Source organism: Bradyrhizobium sp. Tv2a-2, assembly GCF_000472425.1.
Taxonomy (GTDB): domain Bacteria; phylum Pseudomonadota; class Alphaproteobacteria; order Rhizobiales; family Xanthobacteraceae; genus Bradyrhizobium.
The window spans coordinates 381,494-404,254 of sequence record NZ_AXAI01000007.1 but is presented as its reverse complement, the minus strand read 5'-3'; the positions used below and the strand labels follow the sequence as shown (position 1 = coordinate 404,254).

At 62.5% G+C, this 22,761-nt stretch carries 26 protein-coding genes and 2 tRNA genes; 14 read left to right on the top strand and 14 right to left on the bottom strand.

Annotated features, from left to right (window positions below):
- Positions 1-85: 85 nt before the first annotated feature.
- The 3 genes from A3AI_RS0117070 (at position 86) to A3AI_RS0117060 (ending at position 1,804) form a co-directional block, all read left to right on the top strand.
- Complete coding sequence (locus A3AI_RS0117070; RefSeq protein WP_024516765.1) at positions 86-418, top strand: cupin domain-containing protein; 333 nt, start codon at positions 86-88, stop codon at positions 416-418.
- A 256-nt stretch (positions 419-674) separates the two neighbouring features.
- Positions 675-1,547: an ArdC family protein gene (locus A3AI_RS0117065; protein WP_024516764.1), complete on the top strand. Its 873-nt coding sequence runs from the start codon at positions 675-677 to the stop codon at positions 1,545-1,547.
- The gene (locus A3AI_RS0117060; protein WP_024516763.1) at positions 1,544-1,804 is read left to right on the top strand and encodes a hypothetical protein; all 261 of its coding nucleotides are present in this window, start codon (positions 1,544-1,546) and stop codon (positions 1,802-1,804) included. The genes A3AI_RS0117065 and A3AI_RS0117060 overlap by 4 nt, the downstream gene beginning before the upstream one ends.
- A 67-nt stretch (positions 1,805-1,871) precedes the next feature.
- Here the strand turns inward: A3AI_RS0117060 and A3AI_RS0117055 are convergent.
- From A3AI_RS0117055 to A3AI_RS0117000, 12 genes are all read right to left on the bottom strand, one after another.
- Positions 1,872-1,947 (bottom strand) — tRNA-Phe (locus A3AI_RS0117055).
- A 151-nt stretch (positions 1,948-2,098) separates the two neighbouring features.
- Complete coding sequence (gene yacG, locus A3AI_RS50245; protein ID WP_024516762.1) at positions 2,099-2,365, bottom strand: DNA gyrase inhibitor YacG; 267 nt, start codon at positions 2,363-2,365, stop codon at positions 2,099-2,101.
- A complete protein-coding gene (locus A3AI_RS0117045) occupies positions 2,349-2,978 on the bottom strand; it encodes a Maf-like protein (RefSeq protein WP_024516761.1) in 630 nt (209 codons plus the stop codon). The genes yacG and A3AI_RS0117045 overlap by 17 nt, the downstream gene beginning before the upstream one ends.
- 192 nt (positions 2,979-3,170) lie before the next feature.
- Positions 3,171-3,632 carry an arsenate reductase/protein-tyrosine-phosphatase family protein gene (locus tag A3AI_RS0117040; RefSeq protein ID WP_024516760.1) on the bottom strand — a complete coding sequence of 154 codons (462 nt, stop codon included), beginning with the start codon at positions 3,630-3,632 and terminating at the stop codon, positions 3,171-3,173.
- A gap of 6 nt (positions 3,633-3,638) precedes the next feature.
- Positions 3,639-4,136 (bottom strand): UPF0262 family protein, encoded by a 498-nt coding sequence (locus A3AI_RS0117035; protein ID WP_024516759.1) that lies wholly within the window; start codon positions 4,134-4,136, stop codon positions 3,639-3,641.
- Entirely contained in the window at positions 4,133-5,428 is a 1,296-nt protein-coding gene (gene hisD / locus A3AI_RS0117030) for a histidinol dehydrogenase (protein ID WP_024516758.1), read from the bottom strand. The genes A3AI_RS0117035 and hisD overlap by 4 nt, the downstream gene beginning before the upstream one ends.
- Before the next feature lie 175 nt (positions 5,429-5,603).
- Positions 5,604-6,044, bottom strand: a complete 441-nt coding sequence (locus A3AI_RS0117025) for a DUF2948 family protein (protein ID WP_024516757.1) — start codon at positions 6,042-6,044, stop codon at positions 5,604-5,606.
- A gap of 1 nt (position 6,045) precedes the next feature.
- Positions 6,046-6,546, bottom strand: coding sequence for a hypothetical protein (locus A3AI_RS0117020; protein WP_024516756.1), 501 nt, complete (start codon positions 6,544-6,546; stop codon positions 6,046-6,048).
- 127 nt (positions 6,547-6,673) lie between these two features.
- Complete coding sequence (locus tag A3AI_RS0117015) at positions 6,674-6,991, bottom strand: UBP-type zinc finger domain-containing protein (protein ID WP_024516755.1); 318 nt, start codon at positions 6,989-6,991, stop codon at positions 6,674-6,676.
- A 6-nt stretch (positions 6,992-6,997) separates the two neighbouring features.
- The gene (locus A3AI_RS0117010; protein ID WP_024516754.1) at positions 6,998-7,306 is read right to left on the bottom strand and encodes an EthD family reductase; all 309 of its coding nucleotides are present in this window, start codon (positions 7,304-7,306) and stop codon (positions 6,998-7,000) included.
- A gap of 112 nt (positions 7,307-7,418) precedes the next feature.
- On the bottom strand, positions 7,419-9,137 hold the full coding sequence (locus tag A3AI_RS0117005; RefSeq protein WP_024516753.1) for an FAD-dependent oxidoreductase: 1,719 nt from the start codon (positions 9,135-9,137) through the stop codon (positions 7,419-7,421).
- Positions 9,138-9,173: 36 nt separating this feature from the next.
- Positions 9,174-9,374, bottom strand: a complete 201-nt coding sequence (locus A3AI_RS0117000; RefSeq protein ID WP_024516752.1) for a hypothetical protein — start codon at positions 9,372-9,374, stop codon at positions 9,174-9,176.
- A gap of 333 nt (positions 9,375-9,707) precedes the next feature.
- On the opposite strand from A3AI_RS0117000, the gene A3AI_RS0116995 reads away from it, so the two are divergent.
- The 4 genes from A3AI_RS0116995 (at position 9,708) to A3AI_RS0116980 (ending at position 15,084) form a co-directional block, all read left to right on the top strand.
- Positions 9,708-9,782: transfer RNA gene (locus tag A3AI_RS0116995), tRNA-Thr, on the top strand.
- 383 nt (positions 9,783-10,165) lie between these two features.
- Positions 10,166-10,933, top strand: a complete 768-nt coding sequence (locus A3AI_RS0116990) for an SURF1 family protein (protein ID WP_024516751.1) — start codon at positions 10,166-10,168, stop codon at positions 10,931-10,933.
- A 199-nt stretch (positions 10,934-11,132) separates the two neighbouring features.
- Positions 11,133-12,188, top strand: coding sequence for a glycosyltransferase family 9 protein (locus A3AI_RS0116985; RefSeq protein WP_156927811.1), 1,056 nt, complete (start codon positions 11,133-11,135; stop codon positions 12,186-12,188).
- Between the two features lie 595 nt (positions 12,189-12,783).
- A complete protein-coding gene (locus A3AI_RS0116980; protein WP_198030126.1) occupies positions 12,784-15,084 on the top strand; it encodes a penicillin acylase family protein in 2,301 nt (766 codons plus the stop codon).
- A 169-nt stretch (positions 15,085-15,253) separates the two neighbouring features.
- On the opposite strand, the gene A3AI_RS0116975 is transcribed toward A3AI_RS0116980, so the two are convergent.
- Entirely contained in the window at positions 15,254-15,493 is a 240-nt protein-coding gene (locus A3AI_RS0116975; RefSeq protein WP_024516748.1) for a hypothetical protein, read from the bottom strand.
- A 654-nt stretch (positions 15,494-16,147) separates the two neighbouring features.
- Between A3AI_RS0116975 and A3AI_RS0116970 the strand changes: the two genes are divergently transcribed.
- From A3AI_RS0116970 to A3AI_RS0116955, 4 genes are all read left to right on the top strand, one after another.
- Entirely contained in the window at positions 16,148-16,345 is a 198-nt protein-coding gene (locus A3AI_RS0116970) for a hypothetical protein (RefSeq protein ID WP_024516747.1), read from the top strand.
- Positions 16,346-16,465: 120 nt separating this feature from the next.
- A complete protein-coding gene (locus tag A3AI_RS0116965) occupies positions 16,466-17,488 on the top strand; it encodes an LLM class flavin-dependent oxidoreductase (RefSeq protein WP_024516746.1) in 1,023 nt (340 codons plus the stop codon).
- A gap of 10 nt (positions 17,489-17,498) precedes the next feature.
- Positions 17,499-17,735, top strand: a complete 237-nt coding sequence (locus A3AI_RS47570) for a hypothetical protein (RefSeq protein WP_156927810.1) — start codon at positions 17,499-17,501, stop codon at positions 17,733-17,735.
- Positions 17,736-18,579: 844 nt separating this feature from the next.
- Entirely contained in the window at positions 18,580-19,062 is a 483-nt protein-coding gene (locus A3AI_RS0116955; RefSeq protein ID WP_024516744.1) for a hypothetical protein, read from the top strand.
- 28 nt (positions 19,063-19,090) lie between these two features.
- Here the strand turns inward: A3AI_RS0116955 and A3AI_RS0116950 are convergent, their stop codons facing one another.
- The gene (locus A3AI_RS0116950) at positions 19,091-20,014 is read right to left on the bottom strand and encodes an NAD-dependent protein deacetylase (RefSeq protein WP_084800949.1); all 924 of its coding nucleotides are present in this window, start codon (positions 20,012-20,014) and stop codon (positions 19,091-19,093) included.
- Positions 20,015-20,089: 75 nt separating this feature from the next.
- On the opposite strand from A3AI_RS0116950, the gene A3AI_RS0116945 reads away from it, so the two are divergent.
- The 3 genes from A3AI_RS0116945 (at position 20,090) to A3AI_RS0116935 (ending at position 22,740) form a co-directional block, all read left to right on the top strand.
- Positions 20,090-21,313, top strand: a complete 1,224-nt coding sequence (locus A3AI_RS0116945; protein WP_024516742.1) for an ABC transporter substrate-binding protein — start codon at positions 20,090-20,092, stop codon at positions 21,311-21,313.
- A 146-nt stretch (positions 21,314-21,459) separates the two neighbouring features.
- Positions 21,460-21,777, top strand: a complete 318-nt coding sequence (locus tag A3AI_RS0116940) for a helix-turn-helix domain-containing protein (protein WP_024516741.1) — start codon at positions 21,460-21,462, stop codon at positions 21,775-21,777.
- A gap of 234 nt (positions 21,778-22,011) precedes the next feature.
- Positions 22,012-22,740 (top strand): outer membrane protein, encoded by a 729-nt coding sequence (locus A3AI_RS0116935; RefSeq protein ID WP_024516740.1) that lies wholly within the window; start codon positions 22,012-22,014, stop codon positions 22,738-22,740.
- Positions 22,741-22,761 lie beyond the last annotated feature (21 nt).

The window sequence follows — 22,761 nt, the reverse complement described above, 5'->3', positions numbered from 1 at the left end:
GTGGACCACTTGCGGTGACCGCACCCGGAGACAATCATGCGCGGACATCGTGGACAATCAGACGTGAATGGCGCGGGAAATATCGATGACAGTCCGGGCAGGCAATCTATTTGCGGACATTTCAGCCACCAGCGCGGGACAAGAGGCGTTTAGCGAAATTTTCGCTCGGCCTGGGTTGAAGATCGAGCGCATCATATCGCAGGGGCACTCTAGCCCACCGGAGTTCTGGTACGATCAGGCGTGGAATGAGTGGGTAATCTTACTCAAGGGTAGCGCCACCTTGCAGTTTGAAGACGAGCCTGCCACGCGGTCGATGGAGGCGGGCGATTATGTCCTCATCCCCGCAAGGAAACGCCACCGCGTCGAGTGGACGGACCAGCAACAGCCAACGGTTTGGCTCGCCGTCCATTTCGAGTGAGCGCTTACTTCGCGCATCGACTTTCAACGCTTAGCCGTTTCCGGCCTGCACCGTCATTTCCCGTCAGAGCGGGATTTACGAACTCTTAACCTTTTCAAGAGCCGGGGCTGCGTATTTTCGAGCCACGTCTTCGCGCGCGCGAGACGGGGGCCTGTCCATGTACCCCCGGGGGGTGAAGTGCGCGCCCTGAGGACCCGACGCGGCTGTGGAAACGCGACCTCCCCTTGGTCGCTTCAGCTAAAGCCAGCGGGTAGTCATGAAACGCGACCTCTATGCGGAAGTCTCGGCACGCATTGTTGCCGAGCTAGAAGCCGGCGCGCCGCCTTGGGTCAAGCCGTGGTCAGCAACACCTTGCGGGAACACACCTTGCAACGCAGTGAGCAACCGTCCGTACTCGGGAACGAACGTTGTTCTGTTGTGGATGGCGCAAGCGGAAGGATATCGGACTCCGCGCTTTCTGACTTTTAAGCAGGCTTTGGACCTGGGAGGCCACGTGCGCAAGGGCGAACGCGGCACGGCGGTGTATTTCGTCAAACAGCTCGAAATCCGAGAAGACACGGACGACAGTTCGACGCGGCTAATCCCCATGATGCGCGCGTATACCGTTTTCAACGTCGACCAGTGCGAAGGTCTTCCCGACAGCGTCATCAAGGCAAAGCCGATACGCTTTCGCAATCCAGGCACACGCGACGAGCTCGCCGATGAATTCTTACGCTCAACTGGCGCGGACATTCGCGAGGGACATGGTGAAGCGTTCTACGTGCCGAGCCGCGATTTCATCTCCATGCCCGCATTCGAGGCGTTCAAGGGCGCGGACCACTTCTACAGCGTCGCATACCACGAGTTGGTGCACTGGACCGGTCATGGATCTCGCCTCGATCGGGATTTGAAGAACCGCTTTGGCTCAAAAATTTACGCAGCCGAGGAGCTGATTGCGGAACTGGGCGCCGCGTTCCTGTGCGCAGAGTTCGGGTTCGACGGGGACCTCCGGCACGCGGGGTACATTGGGCACTGGATCGAGTTATTGAGGGCCGACAAGCGAGCCTTCTTTACCGCGTGCAGCCACGCGTCAAAGGCCGCGGACTACCTGCGCGGGCTGGCGCTTGCGGAGCGGCCGGAGGCGGCATGACGACATCTAATTTCGATGGTTTGAACCCGAAGTTTGCGCCGCTCTTCGATGTTGATGCGGCGACGGGCGTTGGCATCGAAGCGTTCTATGGTGACCGGACGCTCGAAACGTTTCGGCAAGGTCGGTGCCGACTGGTTCTGACGGCCGCGTCGGCGTGGGTTCGCGCCTACTGGACAGGCTGGGGCGTTTCCAACGAGCTATTCGGCGTACCGCGACGCGATGACGCGCAGCAGGCGGAGGCGGGTCCCCACGGTTAATGCGGACACAGTGCGGACAGCGTCAGATACACGCCGAAGCCGAAATGAGCTAAGTGATTGATCTTAATGGTGCCCAGGGGCGGAATCGAACCACCGACACTGCGATTTTCAGTCGCATGCTCTACCAACTGAGCTACCTGGGCGTCTCTTGATGCGCCCTTGAGAGAACAACAGGGGCCACCGAGCGGGCGGTTTATAGTGGGGTCGAACCGGTCTGTAAACCTCGCTTCGCCCCTGGTTTCGTGAACCGCGGGCGGTTTCCCGCTTTTTCCCTAAAATATTGAGGGATAAGCGCTATTCGGAGCCCTCATCCTCGCCCTCGGCGCCCGGGACGACATAGGAGCCGGACAGCCAGCGGTTCAGATCGACGTCGCGGCAGCGTTTGGAGCAGAACGGGCGGGTGGCCTGTTGCGAGGGCTTGCCGCAGATCGGGCAGGTTCGGCTCGCGCCGCTGCTGCTGCCCTTGCCTTTGCGGACGCGGCCTTGGTTGCCCCCGCCTTGGTCGCCGCTGCCCCCGCCTTGGCCACCGGCGCCGCCCGCCGGCTCAGACGCCAGCGGCATTGAGCCAGCCGAACCGGATCGGGAAGCCTTCCCCGGCAAGCAGCGTGGCGGATTCATAGAGCGGCAGTCCGACCACATTGGTGTAGGAACCTACCATCTTCACCACAAAGGAACCGGCGATCCCCTGCACGGCATAGCCGCCGGCTTTGCCGCGCCATTCGCCGCTGCCGATATAGGCCTGGATGTCCTCCTCGCTCAACCGCTTGAAGCGCACCCTGGTTTCAACCAGGCGCTGGCGGAACGCCTCGCGTGGCGTCACCAGGCAAACCGCAGTGTAGACCCGGTGGTTGCGGCCGGACAACAGCCGCAGGCATTGCGAAGCCTCGTCCACCAGATTCGCCTTGGGCAGGATGCGGCGGCCGACCGCCACCACGGTGTCGGCAGCGAGGATGAACGAGCCGCGAAGTTCATCATCAAGATGCACCGATTTCAGCGCGGCATCGGCCTTGGCGCGCGCCAGCCGATTGGCGCAAGCGCGCGGCAGCTCGCCGCGCCGCGGCGTCTCGTCGACGTCGGCGGGACGGAGCGCGTCGGGCTCGATGCCGGCCTGATTGAGCAGCGACAGGCGCCGCGGCGAACCGGAAGCAAGAACGAATTTGGGACGGCCAAGCATGCGATTGTTTTAAGGGCAAGCGGTCGGCGGGGATTCGAGGCGGTGCAATTGCGCGCGGACCGTAACGGAAGCACCCTGGTTTCACAACCCATTGTGATCAGGGCGAAACCCGAAATGGCCGATATCAGGGCGGTGTCATCAAGCCGAGATGTGCGGGACGCGCATGCCGCGAATCGCGCCCTCCCGCGGACCTCAGCCGCTGGCCGCCCCCACGTTGGCAAAGCGCTTGCGGATGCGCATCAGAAGCGTGTCCATCACCTCGCGATAGGCCGACAGCTTCTGCTCGCGACTTCCTTCCTCACCGGTGGGGTCGTGGGTCGGCCAATATTCGACATCGGCGGCCATGGTGCGCGTCACCTCCAGCGCCTTGTGATGGGCCTCCGGCGACAACGTGATGATCAGGTCGAAATTGAGCCCCTCCCAGTCGTCCAATTCCTCGAACGTCATCGGCTTGTGGGCAGAGATGTCCTGGCCGAGCTCCGCCATGACGGCGACCGCAAACGGATCCAGCACGCCCTTCTTGGCGCCGGCGGAACGGACATACAGCGTCTGCGGGAACATGCGCTGCAGCAGGCTCTCGGCCATCGGCGAGCGCACGCTGTTGAACCCGCATGCGAACAGGACCGACTGCGGATTGCGCGCGCCGGGCGCCATAAGGGGTTAACCCTTCCAATGCAGGACGGTGATCAACGTGAACAGCCGCCGCGCGGTTTCGAAATCGATCCGCACCTTGCCCTTCAGACGCTCCTGCAGCGTGCGCGAGCCCTCGTCATGGATGCCGCGCCGGCCCATGTCGATGGCCTCGATCCGGTCAGGCGTCGCGGTGCGGATCGCCTGGTAGTAGCTGTCGCAGATCAGGAAATAATCTTTGACGATGCGGCGGAACGGCGTCAGCGACAGCAGGTGGGCGACGACGGGCCCGTCGTCCTCGCGGCGGATGTCGAACATCAGCCGATTGCCGGTGATGCCGATATGCAGCTTGAAAGGGCCGTCCGCCTCCGCGCCTGCGGGCGCGAACAGGTTCTGCTCGACTAGATCGTAGATCGCGATCGCGCGCTCATGTTCGATGTCGGGCCCGGACCGCCCGATGGACTCCTCGTCGAGCGTGACCGCGACCACGCGGTTCCTGGAGTCATCGCTGGGCGGTTGCTTGGTCATGGCAAATTGAGGCGCAATCCGACCGAGCGTGAATGTGCATCCAGGCCCTCGGCCTTGCCCAGCGCCATCGCCGCCGGGCCGAGTGCGCGGAGCTGGTCGGGGCCGCATTTCAGGAGCGAGGTGCGCTTCATGAAATCAAGCACGCCGAGCCCTGAGGAAAACCGCGCCGAGCGCGCGGTCGGCAGCACGTGGTTGGAGCCGCCGACATAGTCGCCGATCGCCTCGGGCGTATGGGCGCCCAGAAAGATCGCGCCGGCATTGCGAATCTTCTTCGCAAAGGCGTCCGCGTCGGCGGTCATGATCTCCAGATGCTCCGCCGCGATGGCGTCCGCGAGCGGCACGGCATCGTCGAGCGTCTGCACCAGGACGATCGCGCCAAAATCCTCCCAGGAACGGCCGGCGATTTTGGCGCGCGGCAAGGTTGCGAGCTGCGACTGCACGGCGCGTGCGACGTCGTCGGCAAGACGCGCCGAATCCGTGATCAGGATCGATTGCGCGCTCTCGTCATGCTCGGCCTGCGCCAGCAGATCGGCAGCGATCCAGTCGGCATTGCCGGTGTCGTCGGCGACGACAAGCACCTCGGAGGGACCGGCGATCATGTCGATGCCGACCTTGCCGAACACCAGCCGCTTGGCCGCGGCGACATAGGCATTGCCGGGGCCGACGATCTTCGCCACCGGCGATATCGTCGCCGTGCCGTAGGCTAGCGCGGCAACGGCCTGCGCGCCGCCGACCCGGTAGATCTCGGTGACACCGCCGAGATGCGCGGCCGCCAGCACCAGCGGGTTGAGCCTGCCGTCGGGCGCCGGCACCACCATCACCAGCCGCGCGACGCCGGCGACCCGCGCCGGCACCGCGTTCATCAGCACCGAGGACGGATAGGCCGCGGTGCCGCCGGGAACATAGAGGCCGACCGATTCGATCGCGCTCCAGCGCCAGCCGAGCTCGACGCCGACTGCATCGACGAAGCGCTCGTCCCTGGGCAACTGCCTGAGGTGGAAGGCCTCGATACGGTCGCGGGCGAATTTCAGCGCGTCCAGCGTCGCTGGTTCGCAGGCCTTGACCGCGCTGTCGATCTCAGCCGCAGTGATCCGCAAGGCCGAGGCCGCAAGATCAAGCCGGTCGAACCTCCTGGTCGCCTCGAGCAGCGCGGCGTCGCCACGCGCTGCGACATCAGAGACGATGGCGCGGGCGGCAGCCTCGACGTCCGCCGACACTTCGCGCTTGGCAGCGAGGAAGTCCTTGAAACGCTCGTCGAAATCGGCGCTGCTGCGGTCCAGTCGAATGGGCATTTGGGCTTTCCGGGAGCGGGATACGGTCGAACACCCCCCTGCTCAATGGCGCGGCGGGTGAGCCTCGTCAACCCTTGACCTCCCGTCATTCCGGGATGGTCCGAACGACCAGACCCGGAATCTCGAGATTCCGGGTTTGACGCCAGCGCATCGCCCCGGAATGACGGTGCCAGGATCACATCCCCGGCTCGCCGCCGTCCTCGCTGGTGCCGAGATCGTCGGCGCCGAGGTCGGTCAGCTCGCATTCCAGGCATTCGACGTCGAGGCGGAGCGCCCTGTTGCCGGAAAACAGCAGCAGCGCGCTGCCGGCGGGATCATCGTCCGGGTGAAACTCGATGCCGATCAGCTCGAGCTTCGATTGTGGCGCGGCAAGATCGATGTTGCGCGACTTGCAGACCAGCACGCGGTCGAAGCGCAGCGCCGAGACGAGCCGACGCGGCGCGGCCTCGCCCGAGAGTGTCTGCTCCCAATCCAGCCGGCTCATGCCGATCACCAGCCGCTTCTCGCCCTGGCGCCAGATGATGTCGGAGACCTGCACATGCGCATCCTGCACATGGGTGGAGATCACCGCGAGGTCGTCTTCGTCGAGTGCGATCAGCTTGAGCTGGGGCGACATGTCAGGCGAAGCTGACCGGCCTGTAGCGGCGCCAGACGCCGATGATCAGGACCGCGAAGAACACCAGCACGATGCCCTGCACCACGCCGAACACCGGCCCGCTCGGCGGGTTGCCAGGCGCGAGCGCGGTCAGCGCGGGGAGCTTGAGGAAGCTCTGGATCACCAGAACGAACACATTGAGATAGAGCGAGACCAACGCCGTCAGCACATAGATCGGGCGCCACGCGCCCTTCAACCCCATCCCATAGAGCGCAAAGCAGGCGATCGCGAGCAGCACCAGCGAGAGAATGCCGATCATGTGCGAGGGCAACAGCTTCTCAAACGGAAAGCCGAAGCCGGTGACGCTGGTCAGGATGGTGAAGAGCAGGAATATCCCGGTCAGCCCCGGCATCGCCCTGGAGCCAAGCATCCCGAACATCACGATCAGGCCCGAGACGATGGCGATCAGGCTGATGACGACATGCAGAAGTGTGAAATTGGCAAGGCTCAGACCCAGCATCATGACATGCTCCCCATTTGATGATGGAAGCGATGTTACGCCGGTTTACGGTAAAATACTATGTCGCGGCGGCGACAGGAGCCGCCAAGGTTCACGCAAGGCCTTGGCATGACCTTCATAATCCCACGCATCAGTCGTAACGCGGGATCGGTCCGTTGTGCGGCGTCTTGCGCTCCGACAGGTCGAACAGCACCTTGTCAACGTAGCACCAGCCCCATCCTTCCGGCGGATCGTAGCCCTCGATGATGGGATGACCGGTGGCGTGAAAATGCTTGGTCGCGTGCTTGTTGGGGGAATCGTCGCAACAGCCGACGTGGCCGCAGGTGCGGCAGAGCCGCAGATGCAGCCACGGGCTGCCGATCTTCAGGCATTCCTCGCAGCCCAGGGCACTTGGCGTCACGGTCTGGATGCCGGCGATATGGGTGCAGGACTCGCGAAGTCTGGCCATCGGCGATTACACGTCCTTGGTGTCGAAAAAGGCGATGTCAGCGCCGCCGGTCGCGAAATTCGCAACGTCGCCCGCAGCAGCCTTGCCCTCCGGACTGCCGAACGCGGCTCCCACGGCGGCCATGTTGTCGAAGGTCAGGATGGCGACGAGATGGATGCCCGAGGCGCCGGCCGGACTGCCCACCGGCCCCTGGCTGATCTGGTATTTGCGCAGGCCCGGCATCTTGCTGGCCAGCGGGATATGCGTCTCGGCGTAGTAGCGATCGAAGGCGGCGGGATCTTTCGGCGTCTTGTAGGTCACGATGACTTGGGCCATTGGCGGCTTCCTCCCGGTTCTCTTGGAGCATGATCCTTTTCGGAAAACCGCTACACGCTTTGCGCTGGCGCGGCCGTACCGGTCCGGATCATGCCCGTTATGGATGTTCAGGTTACAGTGCCGGCTTCGCGATGTCGCCCAAAAAGCCATGCAGCGCCGCCACGACCTGCGCGCCCTCGCCGATCGCACCACCGACCCGCTTGACGGAACCCGAGCGGACATCGCCGACCGCGAACACGCCGGGCACCGAGGTTTCGAGCTGCGGCACCCCTCGGCCCTGGTTGAGTTCGGACTGCGCGCCGGTGACGACAAAGCCGCCGCGATCGAGCGTGACGCCGCAGCCCTTGAGCCAGTTGGTTGCGGGATCGGCACCGACGAACAAAAACAGATTGCGGACGTCTTCCGTCATGATTTCCGGCGCCAGCCGGCTCTTCCAGTGCACGCGCCGCAGCGACGCCTCGCCATCACCCTCGAGTCCGACCACCTCGGCATTGAAGATCAACTCGATATTGGGGGTGGCCTCGATGCGCTCGATCAGATAGCGCGACATGCTGGCGCCGAGGCCGCCGCCGCGAATGATCATGATCACTTTTTTCGCATGGCCGGAGAGAAACACCGCGGCTTGCCCGGCCGAATTGCCGGCGCCCACCAGGATCACCTCCTGCTCGGAGCACAGCCGCGCCTCGACCGGGGAGGCCCAGTACCAGACGCCGCGGCCTTCGAATTTTTCCAGGTTCTCCATCGCTGGCCGCCGGTAGCGCGCACCGCTGGCGACCACGATGGCGCGGGCGCGCAGGCTGTCGCCGCAATCGAGGCTGAGCGCGAATGAACCGTCCCTGCGCGAGCAGTCGAGCGTCTTGACGCTCATCGGGATCATGATGTCCGCGCCGAACTTCTGCGCCTGGGTGAAGGCGCGGCCGGCCAGTGCCTGCCCAGAGATGCCGGTGGGAAAACCGAGATAATTCTCGATGCGGGCGCTGGCGCCGGCCTGGCCGCCATAGGCGCGCGAATCCAAAACGGCGACTGACAGGCCCTCGGAGGCGGCATAGACCGCGGTCGCAAGCCCTGCCGGGCCGCAGCCGATAATGGCGACGTCATAGATCTTCTCGCCGCGCGGCCCGCCGATCATGCCTATGGCGCGTGCCAGCGCGTTTTCGCTGGGGTTACGCAGCACGGTGCCGTCGGCGGTGACCACCAGCGGCCAGTCGGAGGCAACAGGCGAATAGCGCTCGATCAACTCGGCCGCATCGCGATCCTTCTCCGGGTCGAGCAGATGATGCGGATAGCCGTTGCGGGTGAGGAAGTTCTGCAGGCCGGCCACGGCAGGCGAATTCGACGGACCGATCAGCACCGGGCCGCCGACGCCGCCCTGGATCAGATTGACCCGACGCAGGATCAGCGCGCGCATGATGCGCTCGCCGAGATCGGCTTCCGCCATCAACAGCGCCCGCAGCCGGTCCGGCGGAATCAAGAGCGTCTCGACATCGCCGTCGGCATGGCCGTCGACCAGCGCCACGCGCCCCGACAATTGGCCGATCTCGGCGAGGAATTGGCCAGGCCCCTGTTCGATCACAGGCGTGACATGGCCGAGCCCGTCGCGCTGGGTGATGATGACACGGCCTGACAGCACCACGAACATGCCCGGCCCCGGCTTGCCGGTCTTAAACAGGCACTCGCCGCCCTTGAAAGTCCTGATGTCGCCGAAATGGCGCATCCGCGCGATTTCGGGCGCGGTCAGCGCGAGAAAGGTCTGCTCAAAACGCTGAAACGCCCTGCCAATAAAGCCGTCGCCATTGCCCGCCGCCTGAGCCGCTCCGCCGTCGTCCGCCATCTGACTTCCCCTTGAACTCGCACACCCAGATAGGGACTAGGCGCTGGTCTTGCCAAGCTCCTCATCTGGGCAGTCTTGATGGCCGTCCGATGACACGGGGCCGCGCTCTCTCACTTGCGATTTCCGCCGCTTGAGATTCTCGCGCAATTTTGCCTTGAGGCGGTCCTGCCGCGCCTCATCGCCACGAAGGGAATGGTGCTGGTTCTTGCGGGTCTTCTTGGGGGTCTCGTCGGTCATCGCAGATATTGTTGGGCTTGCGGGACGAAGGCGCGCCGCGTTGCACTGAACATGGCACACCGGACATATTGTGTCCCAGCCGCCGACGCCGCAATCCCCGCGCCCGCGACGCTTACCATAGTGCCTTTTGCGGGCAAAAACGGGAACCTGAAGGAAAGGAGGCAAGGCACCGGGAATTGTCGGCCACCGAGGCCGATTTTATCCCGATTTGGAGCCTTCCCCAGGCTCTCCCGACCTTGCGCCAGCGGAGTGCTTATGGCACACATCGCCGCGCCTCACGGGGGCCCCCTCGGGGTCGATTCTCTTTAATATTATGAGTCAAGCCCCCGGCATGCTGCCGTAGCTCAGTGGTAGAGCACTCCCTTGGTAAGGGAGAGGTCGACAGTTCAATCCTGTCCGGCAGCACCAGGCAGTTCAACCTAAAGCGCCCGTCTTGCTGAAGACGAGATTTTTGAACGCCTGTCCGGTTGCGTGCAGATCGGATATCTTGGCCATTTCAACCAGAACGGATAGTGAAACGCTGTGTCAGTTGACGCTCGGTGCAATCTGAGCGGGCGGGCTCGATACTGCTCGCGGCGACCACGCAGACCGGGAGCGAGGGTCGGATGACGGCCGTAGGCGGGCCAACCGACAGGGAGGTCACATGAGGCGAAGCAAATTCATTGCGCCTCCTGGCGCCTCCGCATCGCCGTGCATGCAGCGAGCGAACACGCACTCAGGCCGGACGACCGCGACACAGGCAGAAACGCAAGCCTCGCCGGCAACGCGACAAGAGCGTTTGGTGCCTTACGATGATTGACTGGGCTCGCCAACGCGGTGCCAGCGGCTTCGCCGTTTTCGCGCTAGTGATGATGGCGCTGTTTGTTGGCGGCGGCGTCTGGCAATTGCGGCGCCAGGTCGAGGAGCGCGCGCTCATTGCAGCGCTAAGTGAGCGTCTCGCCGCGGCGCCGGTGGCGTTGTTCGATCCCACGCAGTGGCCCGCCCTGACCGCCGAGAAGGACGAGTTCCGGCGTGTCAGCTTTACGGCGACCTATGAGGCCCGCCTGGATGCGATGGTCTACAGCTCCGGCACGGGCATGCGCGATGACATTTCCGGTGCCGGCAGCTGGGCTTTCATCCCTGCCCGACTACCGACCGGCGATACTGTCGCGGTCAACGCGGGTTTCGTGCCGAACACGATGCTGGATCGAGGCCAGCAGGATCGCGCAGTGGCGCACCTCATTACCAACAAGCCTGCACTGATGACGGGCTACATCCGTTTCCCGGTAGCGGCCGGCTTGTTCACACCCAACGTAGAGCAAGACAGGCGGCTGTGGTTCACCCGTGATCATCTAGCGATGGCGCAGGCGCTCGGGTGGGATCGGGTAGCGCCGTTCTACATCGATTTGGAGGCGCCGATACCACCAAGCGGCATCCCCAAACCCGGGCCGCTTCAGATGCATCTGCCCGACGAGCACATGCGATATGCGATCATCTGGCTTTCGCTGGCAGGGATCGCAGGCTCGCTGCTGATCGCATTTGCAGTCAGGCAACGCCGTCGCTTGCGCGCCCCGTTCTGAGATCGGCTTCCGGCCCCGTTGCTACCGTTGGAGCTGAAGCGGACGTCCGATTGCGGCCTATCTCGGACACAAGCGAGCAACTGCCGCCGAGTCCAGCGGCAACAACACTTGCAGCTCAGGTGCAGGACGCACGCCAAGCGAACAATTGCATTTCATTTCATTTGCAACCAGCTTTCACCAACTTGCAACGAACGTGCAATTGGACTTTGCCAAATCATCTGGACTCCAGATCAAGTCGGGCGCCCCGACGACCCCTCAAAGAATCTTGACCGATAATTCTCACGCCGTGACTGACGAACCCGAACATGAATTACATGGGACAAACGAGACCACGGCATTGGATCGCGACGTCGATCAAGGCTCTTCTGCTTCGGTTGGAATTCTCAACGGATTTGGCCGGACGTTAGGCGATAGCATCATCGGGCTCCAAGCCCTCTCTGTAGCTGTGCGAATCCGTGCCATTCCGGCACCCGCAACGCTGTTTCGGTTGCCTTATCTGCCAACCATGGTCCAAGCGATCTACGAGGCTGCTGAGTTCGTTCGAATAAAAACCCTGCCATGGCACTTTGCAACCAAGGAACGACACTTCGATCATCACGGATCATATGCTCGGGTCATCGACTTGCGTAATTATGCTTTCGATCTCGATTTCCAGCGAACCTCGATGATTGACTTTTTCTTCCGGCGCCTCGGCGTGCCATCGAGCTCGATCTCGACCGCCGACAAGCGGAACGCCTGGCTATCGCCACGTGTAGTCAGCGCGGAGCCACTCTTTCCGTCTGGCTACATTCTCGTCTGTCCTAATTCGTCGACGCCTTTGCGCAACATGCCACCAGCTGTCCACGAACTCATTTTGCAGGAAGCACTTGCTGTCGGTCCGGTCGTAACTCAGGGCCAAGTGCCGGATAAACTTTGCAATCGTGTGATCCGCGCTTTGCCCTGCAAAACCCTGGGAGATTTGTGCGGGTTGGTTCGTCATGCCAAACTTATCATATCGACCGATACAGCCATGGTGCATCTCGCCGATGCCTTCGACGTGCCGTGCCTGGCATTCTTTCCGACGCATCTCCCCAAATGGCGTGTTCGCGACTATCCCAACTGCCGTGCCGTTATGCTACGAAGCGAGCTTCCACCTGGTCTCGAGTTCGCTCGCGTCTCCGGCGACGAAGAGCTCGCCCAGGCGGGCTGGTTTTCGGACAATGGCGACCTCGGTTGGCTCACGGACGTACTGAAGCCATCCCTCGAGGCTACTTAACGTATAACGCACCTCCTGAATTACTCGGAGTCACACTCCGTCGCCGAGCTACGCTTCGGCGAAGCGTTGCGCATTCCGGGCCTGTTACCCTTGAAAGGAGACGACGGCGCGCTGACTACTGATCGGCCAAGCCAATCGCGAAATCACCAACAAAACAGCGATCTCAAGCGCGGCTATCGTGGACAGCAACTTGGATAACAGGATTCGCAGACCAGAACCGATCGCGGAGCGCGCTAAGCATGATCCGGAGAAGTGTGTAGCGGTTTTCCAAAAAGATCATGCTCAATCAAGACCTAAAGCGCGATGACGATTCAACCAAATCTCATCGCGCTGGGCACGTTGTCCGATTACAATCGCAACCACTCCTCCAATGACTGACATTACCCGGTAACGCCGCGCCTCACATTCTTCGCACGCGTCGGCTGCAGTAGTCTTTCAACAGGGACACGATGCCAATTTTGAGAATGGCTCACGCGCCTTCTTTTTTCGCTCACGAAAGTCGAGATAGGCGGACGATCTACAAAGCCGCCAGGATGGGCTACTGATCGCGATTGGAAACGCTGTCTCGCACATGCCGGGATCGGGAAGCAGATTGATGAGAAAAGCCGTCATGCGGGCCGCCGCCTATTCCATCGGTGTCATGCTTGTTGGAGTTGGCGTCGTCGCGATCCTGCTTTGGCAGACGTTGCCGCCGTCGAACGACGAGCTGCAAATCCCCGGACTTTCCGCCGCGGCAATGGTGCGTCTGGACGAAGATGGTGTGCCGCGGATCCGCGCGGCAGACTTGTTCGATGCAGCTACAGCGCTTGGCTATCTGCATGCACGCGACCGGATGTTTCAGATGGAGTTGATGCGTCGTTCGGCCTCTGGGAGATTGTCCGAGATCGGCGGCCCGGCGGCACTGCCGATGGATCGAATGATGCGCACACTCGGGCTTCGCGTTCGAGTCTCATCCGATCTCGACAGCATGCCGGAGTCGACGCGGCGCATGCTGGAAGCCTATGCGCGCGGCGTAAATGCATGGATCGGCGAACGCGGCCGCTTCAGCAGTGAAGAGTTCCTGCTCTTCGGCGCCCCCGAGCCTTGGACTCCCGTAGACAGCCTGCTTTGGGGCGCGACAATGGGCGTCTGGCTCTCGGATAATTGGCGGGTGGAACTCGCCCGCCTCAGCCTAGCGGAGCAGTTGCCACAGCAGAAGATCGACGAGCTTTGGCCGCGAGACGCCAGCGTCGTACGGCAACACGCAATGCGACTCGATCCCGCGCTGGTTGGCACGGCACGAAGACTTCTGGCTGAGCTGCCCGATTTCCCGCTGCCCTACACTCAGCCACACAGGGCGAGTAACGAGTGGGCGGCTGACGGCCGGCACACTGTCACTGGCGCACCATTGCTCGCGGGCGATCCGCATCTTGGCTTCGGCATGCCCGGTATCTGGTATCTTGCCCGCATAGATACACCGGACGAGACGCTCGCCGGCGCCACGGCCCCTGGATTGCCCTTCCTCGTGATCGGTCACAACCGCCACATCGCCTGGACCTTCACCACCACGGGCGCTGATGTGCAGGATCTCTTCGTCGAAACGCCCATGGGTAGCGGCTACGCGACACCCGAGGGGCCACGCCCTTTTGCCGTACGCGAGGAGCGTATCCATGTGCGCGGCCAGGCGGACCAAATTCTCCGTGTGCGCGAGACCCGCCACGGACCCGTGATAAGCGACCTGCTGGCGGGCGAACAAGGGCCGGTTTTGGCGCTGCAGGCCGCCAATCTCGCGCCTGGTAATATGGCCGCGGCCGGCTTGATGGCGTTGAACCACGCTCTCAACGTCGAGGAGGCCGGAAAGGCCGCCGCTGAGATCACGTCCCCGGTACAGAACTTGCTCGTCGCCGATCATGATCGCATCGCCCTCTACGTCACCGGTCGCGTACCCATCCGTCGTGCAGGTGACGGCAGTGCGCCAGTCCCTGGTGCGGATGGGGCGCATGACTGGATCGGGTGGGCGAACGGAGATGTGTTGCCCCATGATGTTGATCCGTCGGGCGGCTCGCTGGTTAACGCCAACGAGCGCGTCGGGCCGGCAAGCGCTTTTCTGCTGGCGCGCGATTGGTACGGCGACTGGCGCAGCCAGCGCATCCGGGCACGCATCGCCGCGAGCGAGCGGCACACTGCCGGTGATTTTGCGGCTATCCAACGAGACGTGGTCAGCGCCTACGCGATCGAACTCCTGCCCGTTCTGCTCAAGGTACATGCCACGGATCCCATCGCCGCGCAGGCCTTGGCAACGTTGACCAATTGGGACGGGGCCATGGAGATGGATAAACCCCAGCCACTCATCTTCGATGCTTGGATGCAGCGCTTTCGACGCGAGATTTTACGACAAGCCCACATTGAGCCATCCGTCGCGGTCGCATCCGCGGAGTTCGTCGCCTTCGTACTGACTCCCGCGGGTGCACACTGGTGCGGGGGTGACTGTTCAGGATTGCTCACTGCCACACTCACTGACGTCACCACGGCGCTTGCTCAGCGATTCGGCTCAGATCTGTCCGCCTGGCGCTGGGGGACTGCGCATGAGGCGGTGTTCGCTCATCCGCTCCTCGGCCGATTCCCGATCATCGGCCGTTTCGCCGTCGCGCGCATCGCCAGCCCGGGTGACGACAGTACGGTCGATCGCGGTAGCACAGGCTGGACCGGCTTCGATTCGATCCACGGGCCGTCTTATCGGGGAGTCTACGACCTTGCGGATCTGGATCGCAGCCTGTTCGTCATCGCGCCGGGGCAATCCGGTCATTTGCTGAGCCGGCATGCCCGCGACTTTATCACGCGTTGGCGCAACGGGGATACCGTCTTACTGGCTCCTGAAGCCGCACGGGTTGAAGGACGCATCAAACTGCTGCCCTAACCTGAAGCATGCGCCCGTCGCGACGAACCGGCTCTCGGATCGCCCACCCGCAATGAACTCGGGCAACTGTGTCACCCGCTGAAAATGATTTTCAGATGCGCTGGATCGACATCAGGCTGCGATGGCCAGGTTCACTCCGCCCAGCTTCGATGATGAAGATGATGAGTTGTCATCCAAGCATTTGACGTCTATCCACCAAGCTGCGCCTGTGCTGGGTAACGATGATCACGCGGATGATGCAGTCGGATATGGTTTCGCCGTGCCGCCGCACCTTCTGCAAGCGCTGCAAGGTTTCCGCATCAATCTCCATCTGCCACTTGCCGTCCGGTAAGCGCCACCAGGTCTCGTTGAACGGGAACTCGGCCGCGATCAGGGCACGGCACTCCTCGGTGATCTCAATATCCGGCATCGGTCTCAATGGAGGGTTTTCGCGGCCGGTGCTGGCCGCGGGCAGCCATCGCCTGCCCCCACACGATCCGCCAGTTAAATCGCAGTAATCGTTCGGCGATGATTTGACCCACGACATCTGCCCGAGCCTCAATCAATCAAGCCAGGAGCCTGCAAACACGACTTTATATCCCGTTGCTTTCTCGGCTCGGGAGACCGCCACTTCGATTACGTCGGAGCGGATCAACGACACTGGCTCTAACTTCGTTTCGGCGGAGGACTTGAACCGGAAGCAGCAGCTGTGCAGGGATTGGTCAAGCCGACTGTCAGGAGCTGTCCAAGAACCTCATCAAGGAAATTGAATCGGCAATAGAGGGAACCGTAACGGTTGTGCTAGTGTCAGGGCTTCGCAAATGATCCCCGAGCTGATACACAACGAGCGTGAGCAGAGCGAAAAACCTTTGACTTTTCAGCGCGCTGTTGTCAGACCGCAATCGTTCAAGCCGGTTCGGCAGCATCAGAACGCGGCGTTCTTCCCCCACGCCAGACAGGCGACGTCGATGAGCTGGGCCCCTTACAATGGACCTCGAATGTCCACCGATCAGTCCGTGCTTGCCCTTGGCCGATCGTCCTTCGGTGCGTTATCGTCGTGGAATGACTGATTTAGGGGTGCTGGATGGCTGCTATCCGAATTGAGCAAAACGGCGGTCAGAACGAATTCATGGTGAGGACCGCCACCAGGAAGGGCGCCATCCAGGTCAGGGTATCGCTCTCGGCCCAGCAATTTGCGACCGCCACTCCGATCGAGAAGAAGAAGATTGCGAAGGAGCTGGCGAAAGAAGCCCTGCAGGATCTGCTTGCCAGGTTCAATTGAGAGCCGCGGCCGCTAATATTGCCGGGCGCTGAGCAAGCCCAAGGCTCGTGAGGGTGGCCCGCGCGTTGCTATTCACGCCGAGAACTGGTCGTGGGCGCGCATCATGACTAGATTGCCCGCATGAAAAAGATCGGCTTTCTCTCGTTCGGGCATTGGACGCCCTCATCGCAATCGCAGACCCGCTCTGCCGCAGACACGCTGCTGCAATCGATTGAGCTCGCCGTCGCAGCCGAGGAGCTCGGCGCGGACGGGGCTTATTTTCGCATTCATCACTTCGCGCGCCAGCTCGCCTCGCCCTTTCCCCTGCTCGCCGCAGTCGGCGCGAAGACGAGCAAGATCGAGATCGGCACCGCGGTCATCGACATGCGCTACGAAAACCCGCTCTACATGGCCGAGGATGCGGGTGCCGCGGACCTCATCTCAGGCGGCCGGCTCCAGCTCGGCATCAGCCGGGGCTCGCCCGAGCAGGTGATCGATGGCTGGCGCTATTTCGGCTATCAGCCCGCAGAGGGTGAGAGCGATGCCGACATGGGGCGGCGCCACGCCGAGATCTTCCTCGACCTCCTGCGCGGCGAGGGCTTTGCGAAACCCAATCCGCAACCCATGTTTCCAAATCCGCCCGGGCTGTTGCGCCTCGAACCCTATTCCGAGGGCCTGCGGGAACGCATCTGGTGGGGCGCCGGCTCCAACGCCACGGCGGTCTGGGCGGCCAGGCTCGGCATGAACCTGCAGAGCTCGACGCTCAAGAACGACGAGACCGGCGAGGCCTTCCATGTGCAGCAGGCCGCGCAGATTCGCGCCTATCGTGCGGCGTGGAAGGAGGCCGGACATACGCGCAAGCCGCGGATCTCGGTCAGCCGCAGTATCTTCGCGCTGATCGACGATCGCGATCGCGCCTATTTCGGCCGCGGCGGCGAGAATGAGGACCAGCTTGGCTTCATCGACCCGCGGACCCGAGCGATCTTCGGCCGCAGCTATGCCGCCGAGCCGGATGTCCTGATCGAGCAACTCAGGCAGGACGAGGCCATCGCCGAGGCCGATACGCTGCTGCTGACCGTCCCCAACCAATTGGGCGTTGCCTACAACGCGCATGCGCTCGAATCGATTTTGACACACGTGGCTCCCGCCCTCGGCTGGCGCTGAGGGAAGCGGCTTGGAAGAAGTCATCGCGCAGGCCTTTGCGATCACCAAGCCAGGGAAGGTGTTACTTCACAAAGCGATCAGGCGTTGGTCACAGGCGTTTCGCCACACAACCGCAAAATCCCTCGACAAAGAGATCGACGCTCGATGCCGTTGCAAGGCTGCACTCAACGGCGACGCAACAACGATTTCAGGCCGCCTAAGGCGCGATGAGATTTGGTTGAATCGTCATCGCGCTTCAGGTTTTTGACTGAGCATGATCTTTTCGGAAAACCGCAACACACTTTTCCGGATCATGCTTCAGCGCTCTACCGCTAGGTGCACTTCCGTGCTAAAAACCATATCGGTGCTCGTCAGGGTTCGTCCGTGGACGGCTCGGAACACTGAAAAAGCTGCCGCACGGGCAGCCTCAAAGCTGGGGGGCAAAAACCTTACAGGGAGGCTTGATATGTGGCGTTCGAAGTTTGCGCTTGGCGCACTGATGCTGCTTCTCGCGATGGGCTTCGCTCTTTATCCCCAAGGCTCTGCCAATGCTGCCAAGTTTTGCGCGCAGTTGAGAGGGGCGACGGCCGCCGGAGAACCTGACTGCTCGTTTTCGACACTGGAGGCGTGTCGCGCACGCGTAAGGCACAGGGGCGGCGGGCATTGCTACAAACTGACCCACTAAAGCATGATCCGGAAAAGTGTGTAGCGGTTTTCCGAAAAGATCATGCTCAATCAAAGACCGAAAGCGCGATGACGATTCAACCAAATCTCATCGCGCTTTAGCCTGATGGTGCAAATGCACCGCGCACCCTGAATCTCACCTGACGGCCACAAACGAGCCGAAACGGCTCCAAAGCTCAGCACCGGGCCCGTCGAGCACGCGCCCGGCCGTGGCGTTTCAGTTCGCCGCACAGCGCAGATCAGCAAACCGGCAAAACCTCGCGCGGGCCGTCTGCCCGCAGCAGCGACGGCATCCGCTCCGCTCACGCAGGGCTAGATCGGCTGCAGCCTCGGCATGCCCGGTATAAGGGTTCTTTAACCATTTGTTAACCATAGCTTTTCATGATGCTGTGCGTGTGTGTATGTGTTCGCGACGAGGCTTGAGTTATATGGCCCAGCGTAATTCCAGAGCGTCTTTCGGCAGGGACGAGAATGTCCTGGGCTTTGCCCCAGTGTCAGCCCCCGACAAGGGAGCGACGGCGCTAGATCTGGTGTATCAGGCAGCCGATGTTTTCCGCAGTATGGAGGAGCACGCGCGCGAAACCGAAGCACGCGCGCAGTCGCTTTGCACGAGCGCCCTGGAAAGATTGCGGCTAGCCGAAATGCGAACTGAGGCCGCCGAGCGGGCGCAACGCGAATTCGTCATCACCACCGAACATAAGTTGCAGGATGCGTGCAGAGCCCTTCAGCAAGCACAGTCGTGTATCGAAGCCCAAAAGGACAAGTTGACGGCTGCAGAGCTTCGCGCCGATGTTGCTGAAGCCGAAGCGCGACAGGCCAAGGAAGCGCTCGCGCTCGTCGAAGAGGCCATTCGCAAGCGCCTGCTCTGCGCAACCCCGGATGCCGATAGCAGGCTGACGGCGGTAGCCTGATCACGGCGACTGCCGCACCCGGCGACCTCTACTCCAGCAGGAAACCTAACGCCGCTTCGCAGCGATCCTCGACTTTCAGTGTGAGCAGATCGTCGGCGCGGGTGCGGCCGAGATTGATGGCAGCGATAGGGATCTGTCTTTGCGCGGCCGCCCGGACGAAGCGAAAGCCGGAATAGACCATCAGCGAGGAACCGACGATCAGCATGGCGTCGGAGTGCTCAAGGCGGTCATGAGCGGCCCCGACGACGTCGCGCGGCACGTTTTCGCCGAAGAAGACCACGTCGGGTTTGAGCAGCCCGCCGCAGGCGGCGCAGGACGGAACGACAAAGGACGAAAAGTCCTCGGCCTCGAGATCGGCATCGCCATCAGGCGCATCGGCCGCGTCGAGCGCCAGCCAGTCGGCGTTGAGGCGCTCCATCTCGTGCTGGAACTCCTGCCGCGGGATTTTTGCCCCGCAGCCCATGCAGCGGACGAGATCGAGCCGGCCATGCAGATCGATCACCTGGCGGCTACCGGCCGCCTGGTGCAGCCGGTCGACATTCTGGGTCAGCAGCAGCTCGCATTGCCCGTTCGCCTCCAGCCGTGCCAGCGCGCGATGCGCATCGTTGGGCTGTGCCCGGCCAAACCGCCGCCAGCCGACCAGGCTGCGCGCCCAATAACGCTGCCGCGTCGCCTCCTCGCCCATGAAGGCCTGGTAGGTGACTGGCGGCGTTCGCTTCCAGTTGCCGTGGCTATCACGATAATCGGGGATGCCGGAGTTCGTGCTGCAGCCCGCGCCCGTCAAGACGAACAGACGCGGGTGACAATCGACGAAGTCCTGGAGAGCGCTACGGTTCATGGGCGGGGATTTAGTGTGCCTGGCCTCGATTGCCAACGGCGAGGCCACGCGCGGCAGCCCCGCGCCGCATAATTCCTTCGCGCGAAATCCCGCTGCATCATTGCAGAGGGCCATGTCCGCACGGCGGTTGTCCGCGAGACGCGTTTCCTGCAGTTGAACATCCCAGATGTTCAAAATTCGGAACCGGAAATGATCAAGATCAAAGCTTCGCCATCCAGATTGCTAATCGCGCTCGGCGCTTCTCTCTTGCTCACGGCAGGCATCGCGCGGGCCGAAGATGGCGTGCTGCGCGTCGGCATCATCACCGACATGAGCGGACAATATGCCGACGGCAACGGCACCGGCTCGGTGGTCGCGGCGCAAATGGCGGCGGAGGAGATCGGCAACACCGTTGCGGGGCGCAAAATCGAGATCATCTCGGCCGATCACCAGAACAAGCCGGATGTGGCGGCAGGAATCGTGCGCAGCTGGATCGACACCAAGGGTGTCGACGTGATTGCCGAAGGCGTGAATTCGGCGGTGGCGCTTGCCATCCAGACCGTGACGCGCGAGCGCAAGAAGCTGTTCCTGATCTCGGGCTCCGGCTCGTCGGATCTCACGGGCAAGCAATGCTCGCCGACCAGCGTGCAATGGACCTACGACACCTACGCCTCCTCGAACGCGACCGCCAAGGCCGTGGTCGCCCGCGGCGGCACGCCATGGTTCTTCCTCACCGCGGATTACGCCTTCGGCCAGGCGCTGGAGCGGGACGCGAGCAAGGCGGTGACGGCTTCGGGCGGCAAGGTGCTGGGCGCAGTCCGGCACCCGTTCGATACCGCCGACTTCTCCTCCTTCCTGCTGCAGGCGCAATCCTCCGGCGCAAAAATCCTCGCGCTCGCCAATGCCGGTTCGGACTTCCGCAACGCGGTCGCCCAGGCTGACGAGTTCAATATCCGCGAAAGCATGCAAGTGGTTGCACTTCAGGTGACACTCACGGACGTGCCCGCGCTCGGCCTGCAGCACGCGCATGATCTGCTGTTCACCGATTCCTTCTATTGGGACCGCACGCCGGAGACGCGCACCTTCGCGCAGGAATTCTTCAAGCGGCATGGCGCGATGCCGACCGCCTACCAGGCCGGCGTCAACTCGGCGTTGCGGCACTATTTCAAGGCGGTGGCGGCGACCAACTCGGTCGATTCGGAAACCGTCATCGCACAGATGCGCAAGACGCCGGTCAACGACTTCTTCGCCCAAGGCGGCGTGGTGCGCGCGGACGGCCGCATGGTGCACGACATGTATTTGATGCGGATCAAGAAGCCGGAAGAATCCAAGGGCAAATGGGATCTGTACGAATATCTCGCGACCGTCCCGGGCGACCAGGCGTTCCGGCCGCTCAATGAAGGCGGCTGCCCGTATCTGGCAAAGTCGCAGTAGACGCCGTCAGGCTGGCCCCGCGCGGTCGCGGATCGTCCGCCTACCCGCGGCCTGACGCGTTCCTCGCTTCATGATCTCGCCTTACGAATCGTCAAACCTGTGCACGCCATAAGGCGACAGCATTTCGCGTGCACAGGATTTGAATCTTGACGGGATCTGAACTCAAGCAATTGCGCAAAGACCTGAGCGAGGCTATCGGGCGAGAGCTTTCGATTGCCGACATGGCGAAACTCTGCGGCCTGTCCGCGGGCAGCACCGACACCATCCTGCGCTGGGAGGTGAGCGGGCCGAGCGGACCCGCGAGCGAATTGTTGCGCATCCTCGCCATGGCGAGCGATCGCTACCCGATCCTGGAGAACTTCAACGTGTTCGACCGCTGGGACGTGCCGGAAAAGGATCGCCCCGCACGCCGCGCCGAGTTCCGCGACAGCATGCGCGCCGAGGTGCGGCGCCGGCTCGCTTAGAGCGCGTGTTAACCGGCTGTCCCAAGGGGCAAAGAGACCCGCTGCGTTAAGCCTTTCTTCAGCTCTCGTTAAGGCTCCGTTAATCACAAGAAATTGTTTAATTTCCAATAGCTTGCTTTGAGAGCCGGTGTGCTCGGGCAGTGACAGCATTTTATTCAAATACGGTCTATCTGGCGCTTCCAGCGATGGCGCCCGACACGGCGTCTCCTTCAGTGATTAGTTCGGAGACCAACAATGAAGAAAATCCTCCTCGCAGCTGTGGCGCTCGCCTCCATCGCGGCCGCGGCGCCAGCACTTGCCGCCGACCTCGGCGGCAGCCCGTCCTACTACCAGAAGGGCCCCATGTATCCGTCGCCGATCTACAACTGGACCGGCTTCTATATCGGCGGTCATGTCGGCGGCGCGTTCTCCAGCGATAACAATTTCTCCGGCCTTTCCACCGGCAACAACTCCAACGGCCGCTTCATGGGCGGCGTGCAGGCCGGCTACGACTATCAGTTTTCGCCGAACTTCGTGGCGGGCGTCGAAGGCCAGTATTCCTGGCTGTCGGGCAATGTCGGCGCGGTGTTCCCGGGCGGCTTAGCCTACACCAACAACCAGCGCGGGCTCGGCTCGATCACCGGCCGCGTCGGCTACACCTGGGGTCCGGGCCTGCTCTATGCGAAGGGCGGCTACGCCTTTTCCGACAACAACGAGACCGTCACGCTCGGCGGCGTGCCAGTCGCCTTCGCGACCAATGGCGACCACAGCAATGGCTGGACCGTCGGCGTCGGCGTCGAGTACATGTTCGCCCCGAACTGGTCGGCCAAGGCCGAGTACCAGTACTACAATTTCGGCAGCGCGACCTTCATCGCGCCCGCGGGCCTGGTGCCGGCCGGCAGCTTCACCACCGACGATCACACGGTCACGGCCGGCGTGAACTACCGCTTCAACTGGGGCCCGCCGGTCGCAGCTCGCTACTGAGCCGCAAGCAAGCGTTAACGC

Excerpts from the sequence above, each read along its gene's own strand:
- A3AI_RS0117070 (WP_024516765.1), top strand. The coding sequence starts at position 86 with ATGACAGTCCGGGCAGGCAATCTATTTGCGGACATTTCAGCCACCAGC.
- A3AI_RS0117065 (WP_024516764.1), top strand. The coding sequence starts at position 675 with ATGAAACGCGACCTCTATGCGGAAGTCTCGGCACGCATTGTTGCCGAG.
- A3AI_RS0117060 (WP_024516763.1), top strand. The coding sequence starts at position 1,544 with ATGACGACATCTAATTTCGATGGTTTGAACCCGAAGTTTGCGCCGCTC.
- yacG (WP_024516762.1), bottom strand. The coding sequence starts at position 2,365 with ATGCCGCTGGCGTCTGAGCCGGCGGGCGGCGCCGGTGGCCAAGGCGGG.
- A3AI_RS0117045 (WP_024516761.1), bottom strand. The coding sequence starts at position 2,978 with ATGCTTGGCCGTCCCAAATTCGTTCTTGCTTCCGGTTCGCCGCGGCGC.
- A3AI_RS0117040 (WP_024516760.1), bottom strand. The coding sequence starts at position 3,632 with ATGGCGCCCGGCGCGCGCAATCCGCAGTCGGTCCTGTTCGCATGCGGG.
- A3AI_RS0117035 (WP_024516759.1), bottom strand. The coding sequence starts at position 4,136 with ATGACCAAGCAACCGCCCAGCGATGACTCCAGGAACCGCGTGGTCGCG.
- hisD (WP_024516758.1), bottom strand. The coding sequence starts at position 5,428 with ATGCCCATTCGACTGGACCGCAGCAGCGCCGATTTCGACGAGCGTTTC.
- A3AI_RS0117025 (WP_024516757.1), bottom strand. The coding sequence starts at position 6,044 with ATGTCGCCCCAGCTCAAGCTGATCGCACTCGACGAAGACGACCTCGCG.
- A3AI_RS0117020 (WP_024516756.1), bottom strand. The coding sequence starts at position 6,546 with ATGATGCTGGGTCTGAGCCTTGCCAATTTCACACTTCTGCATGTCGTC.
- A3AI_RS0117015 (WP_024516755.1), bottom strand. The coding sequence starts at position 6,991 with ATGGCCAGACTTCGCGAGTCCTGCACCCATATCGCCGGCATCCAGACC.
- A3AI_RS0117010 (WP_024516754.1), bottom strand. The coding sequence starts at position 7,306 with ATGGCCCAAGTCATCGTGACCTACAAGACGCCGAAAGATCCCGCCGCC.
- A3AI_RS0117005 (WP_024516753.1), bottom strand. The coding sequence starts at position 9,137 with ATGGCGGACGACGGCGGAGCGGCTCAGGCGGCGGGCAATGGCGACGGC.
- A3AI_RS0117000 (WP_024516752.1), bottom strand. The coding sequence starts at position 9,374 with ATGACCGACGAGACCCCCAAGAAGACCCGCAAGAACCAGCACCATTCC.
- A3AI_RS0116990 (WP_024516751.1), top strand. The coding sequence starts at position 10,166 with ATGATTGACTGGGCTCGCCAACGCGGTGCCAGCGGCTTCGCCGTTTTC.
- A3AI_RS0116980 (WP_198030126.1), top strand. The coding sequence starts at position 12,784 with ATGAGAAAAGCCGTCATGCGGGCCGCCGCCTATTCCATCGGTGTCATG.
- A3AI_RS0116975 (WP_024516748.1), bottom strand. The coding sequence starts at position 15,493 with ATGCCGGATATTGAGATCACCGAGGAGTGCCGTGCCCTGATCGCGGCC.
- A3AI_RS0116970 (WP_024516747.1), top strand. The coding sequence starts at position 16,148 with ATGGCTGCTATCCGAATTGAGCAAAACGGCGGTCAGAACGAATTCATG.
- A3AI_RS0116965 (WP_024516746.1), top strand. The coding sequence starts at position 16,466 with ATGAAAAAGATCGGCTTTCTCTCGTTCGGGCATTGGACGCCCTCATCG.
- A3AI_RS0116955 (WP_024516744.1), top strand. The coding sequence starts at position 18,580 with ATGGCCCAGCGTAATTCCAGAGCGTCTTTCGGCAGGGACGAGAATGTC.
- A3AI_RS0116950 (WP_084800949.1), bottom strand. The coding sequence starts at position 20,014 with ATGGCCCTCTGCAATGATGCAGCGGGATTTCGCGCGAAGGAATTATGC.
- A3AI_RS0116945 (WP_024516742.1), top strand. The coding sequence starts at position 20,090 with ATGATCAAGATCAAAGCTTCGCCATCCAGATTGCTAATCGCGCTCGGC.
- A3AI_RS0116935 (WP_024516740.1), top strand. The coding sequence starts at position 22,012 with ATGAAGAAAATCCTCCTCGCAGCTGTGGCGCTCGCCTCCATCGCGGCC.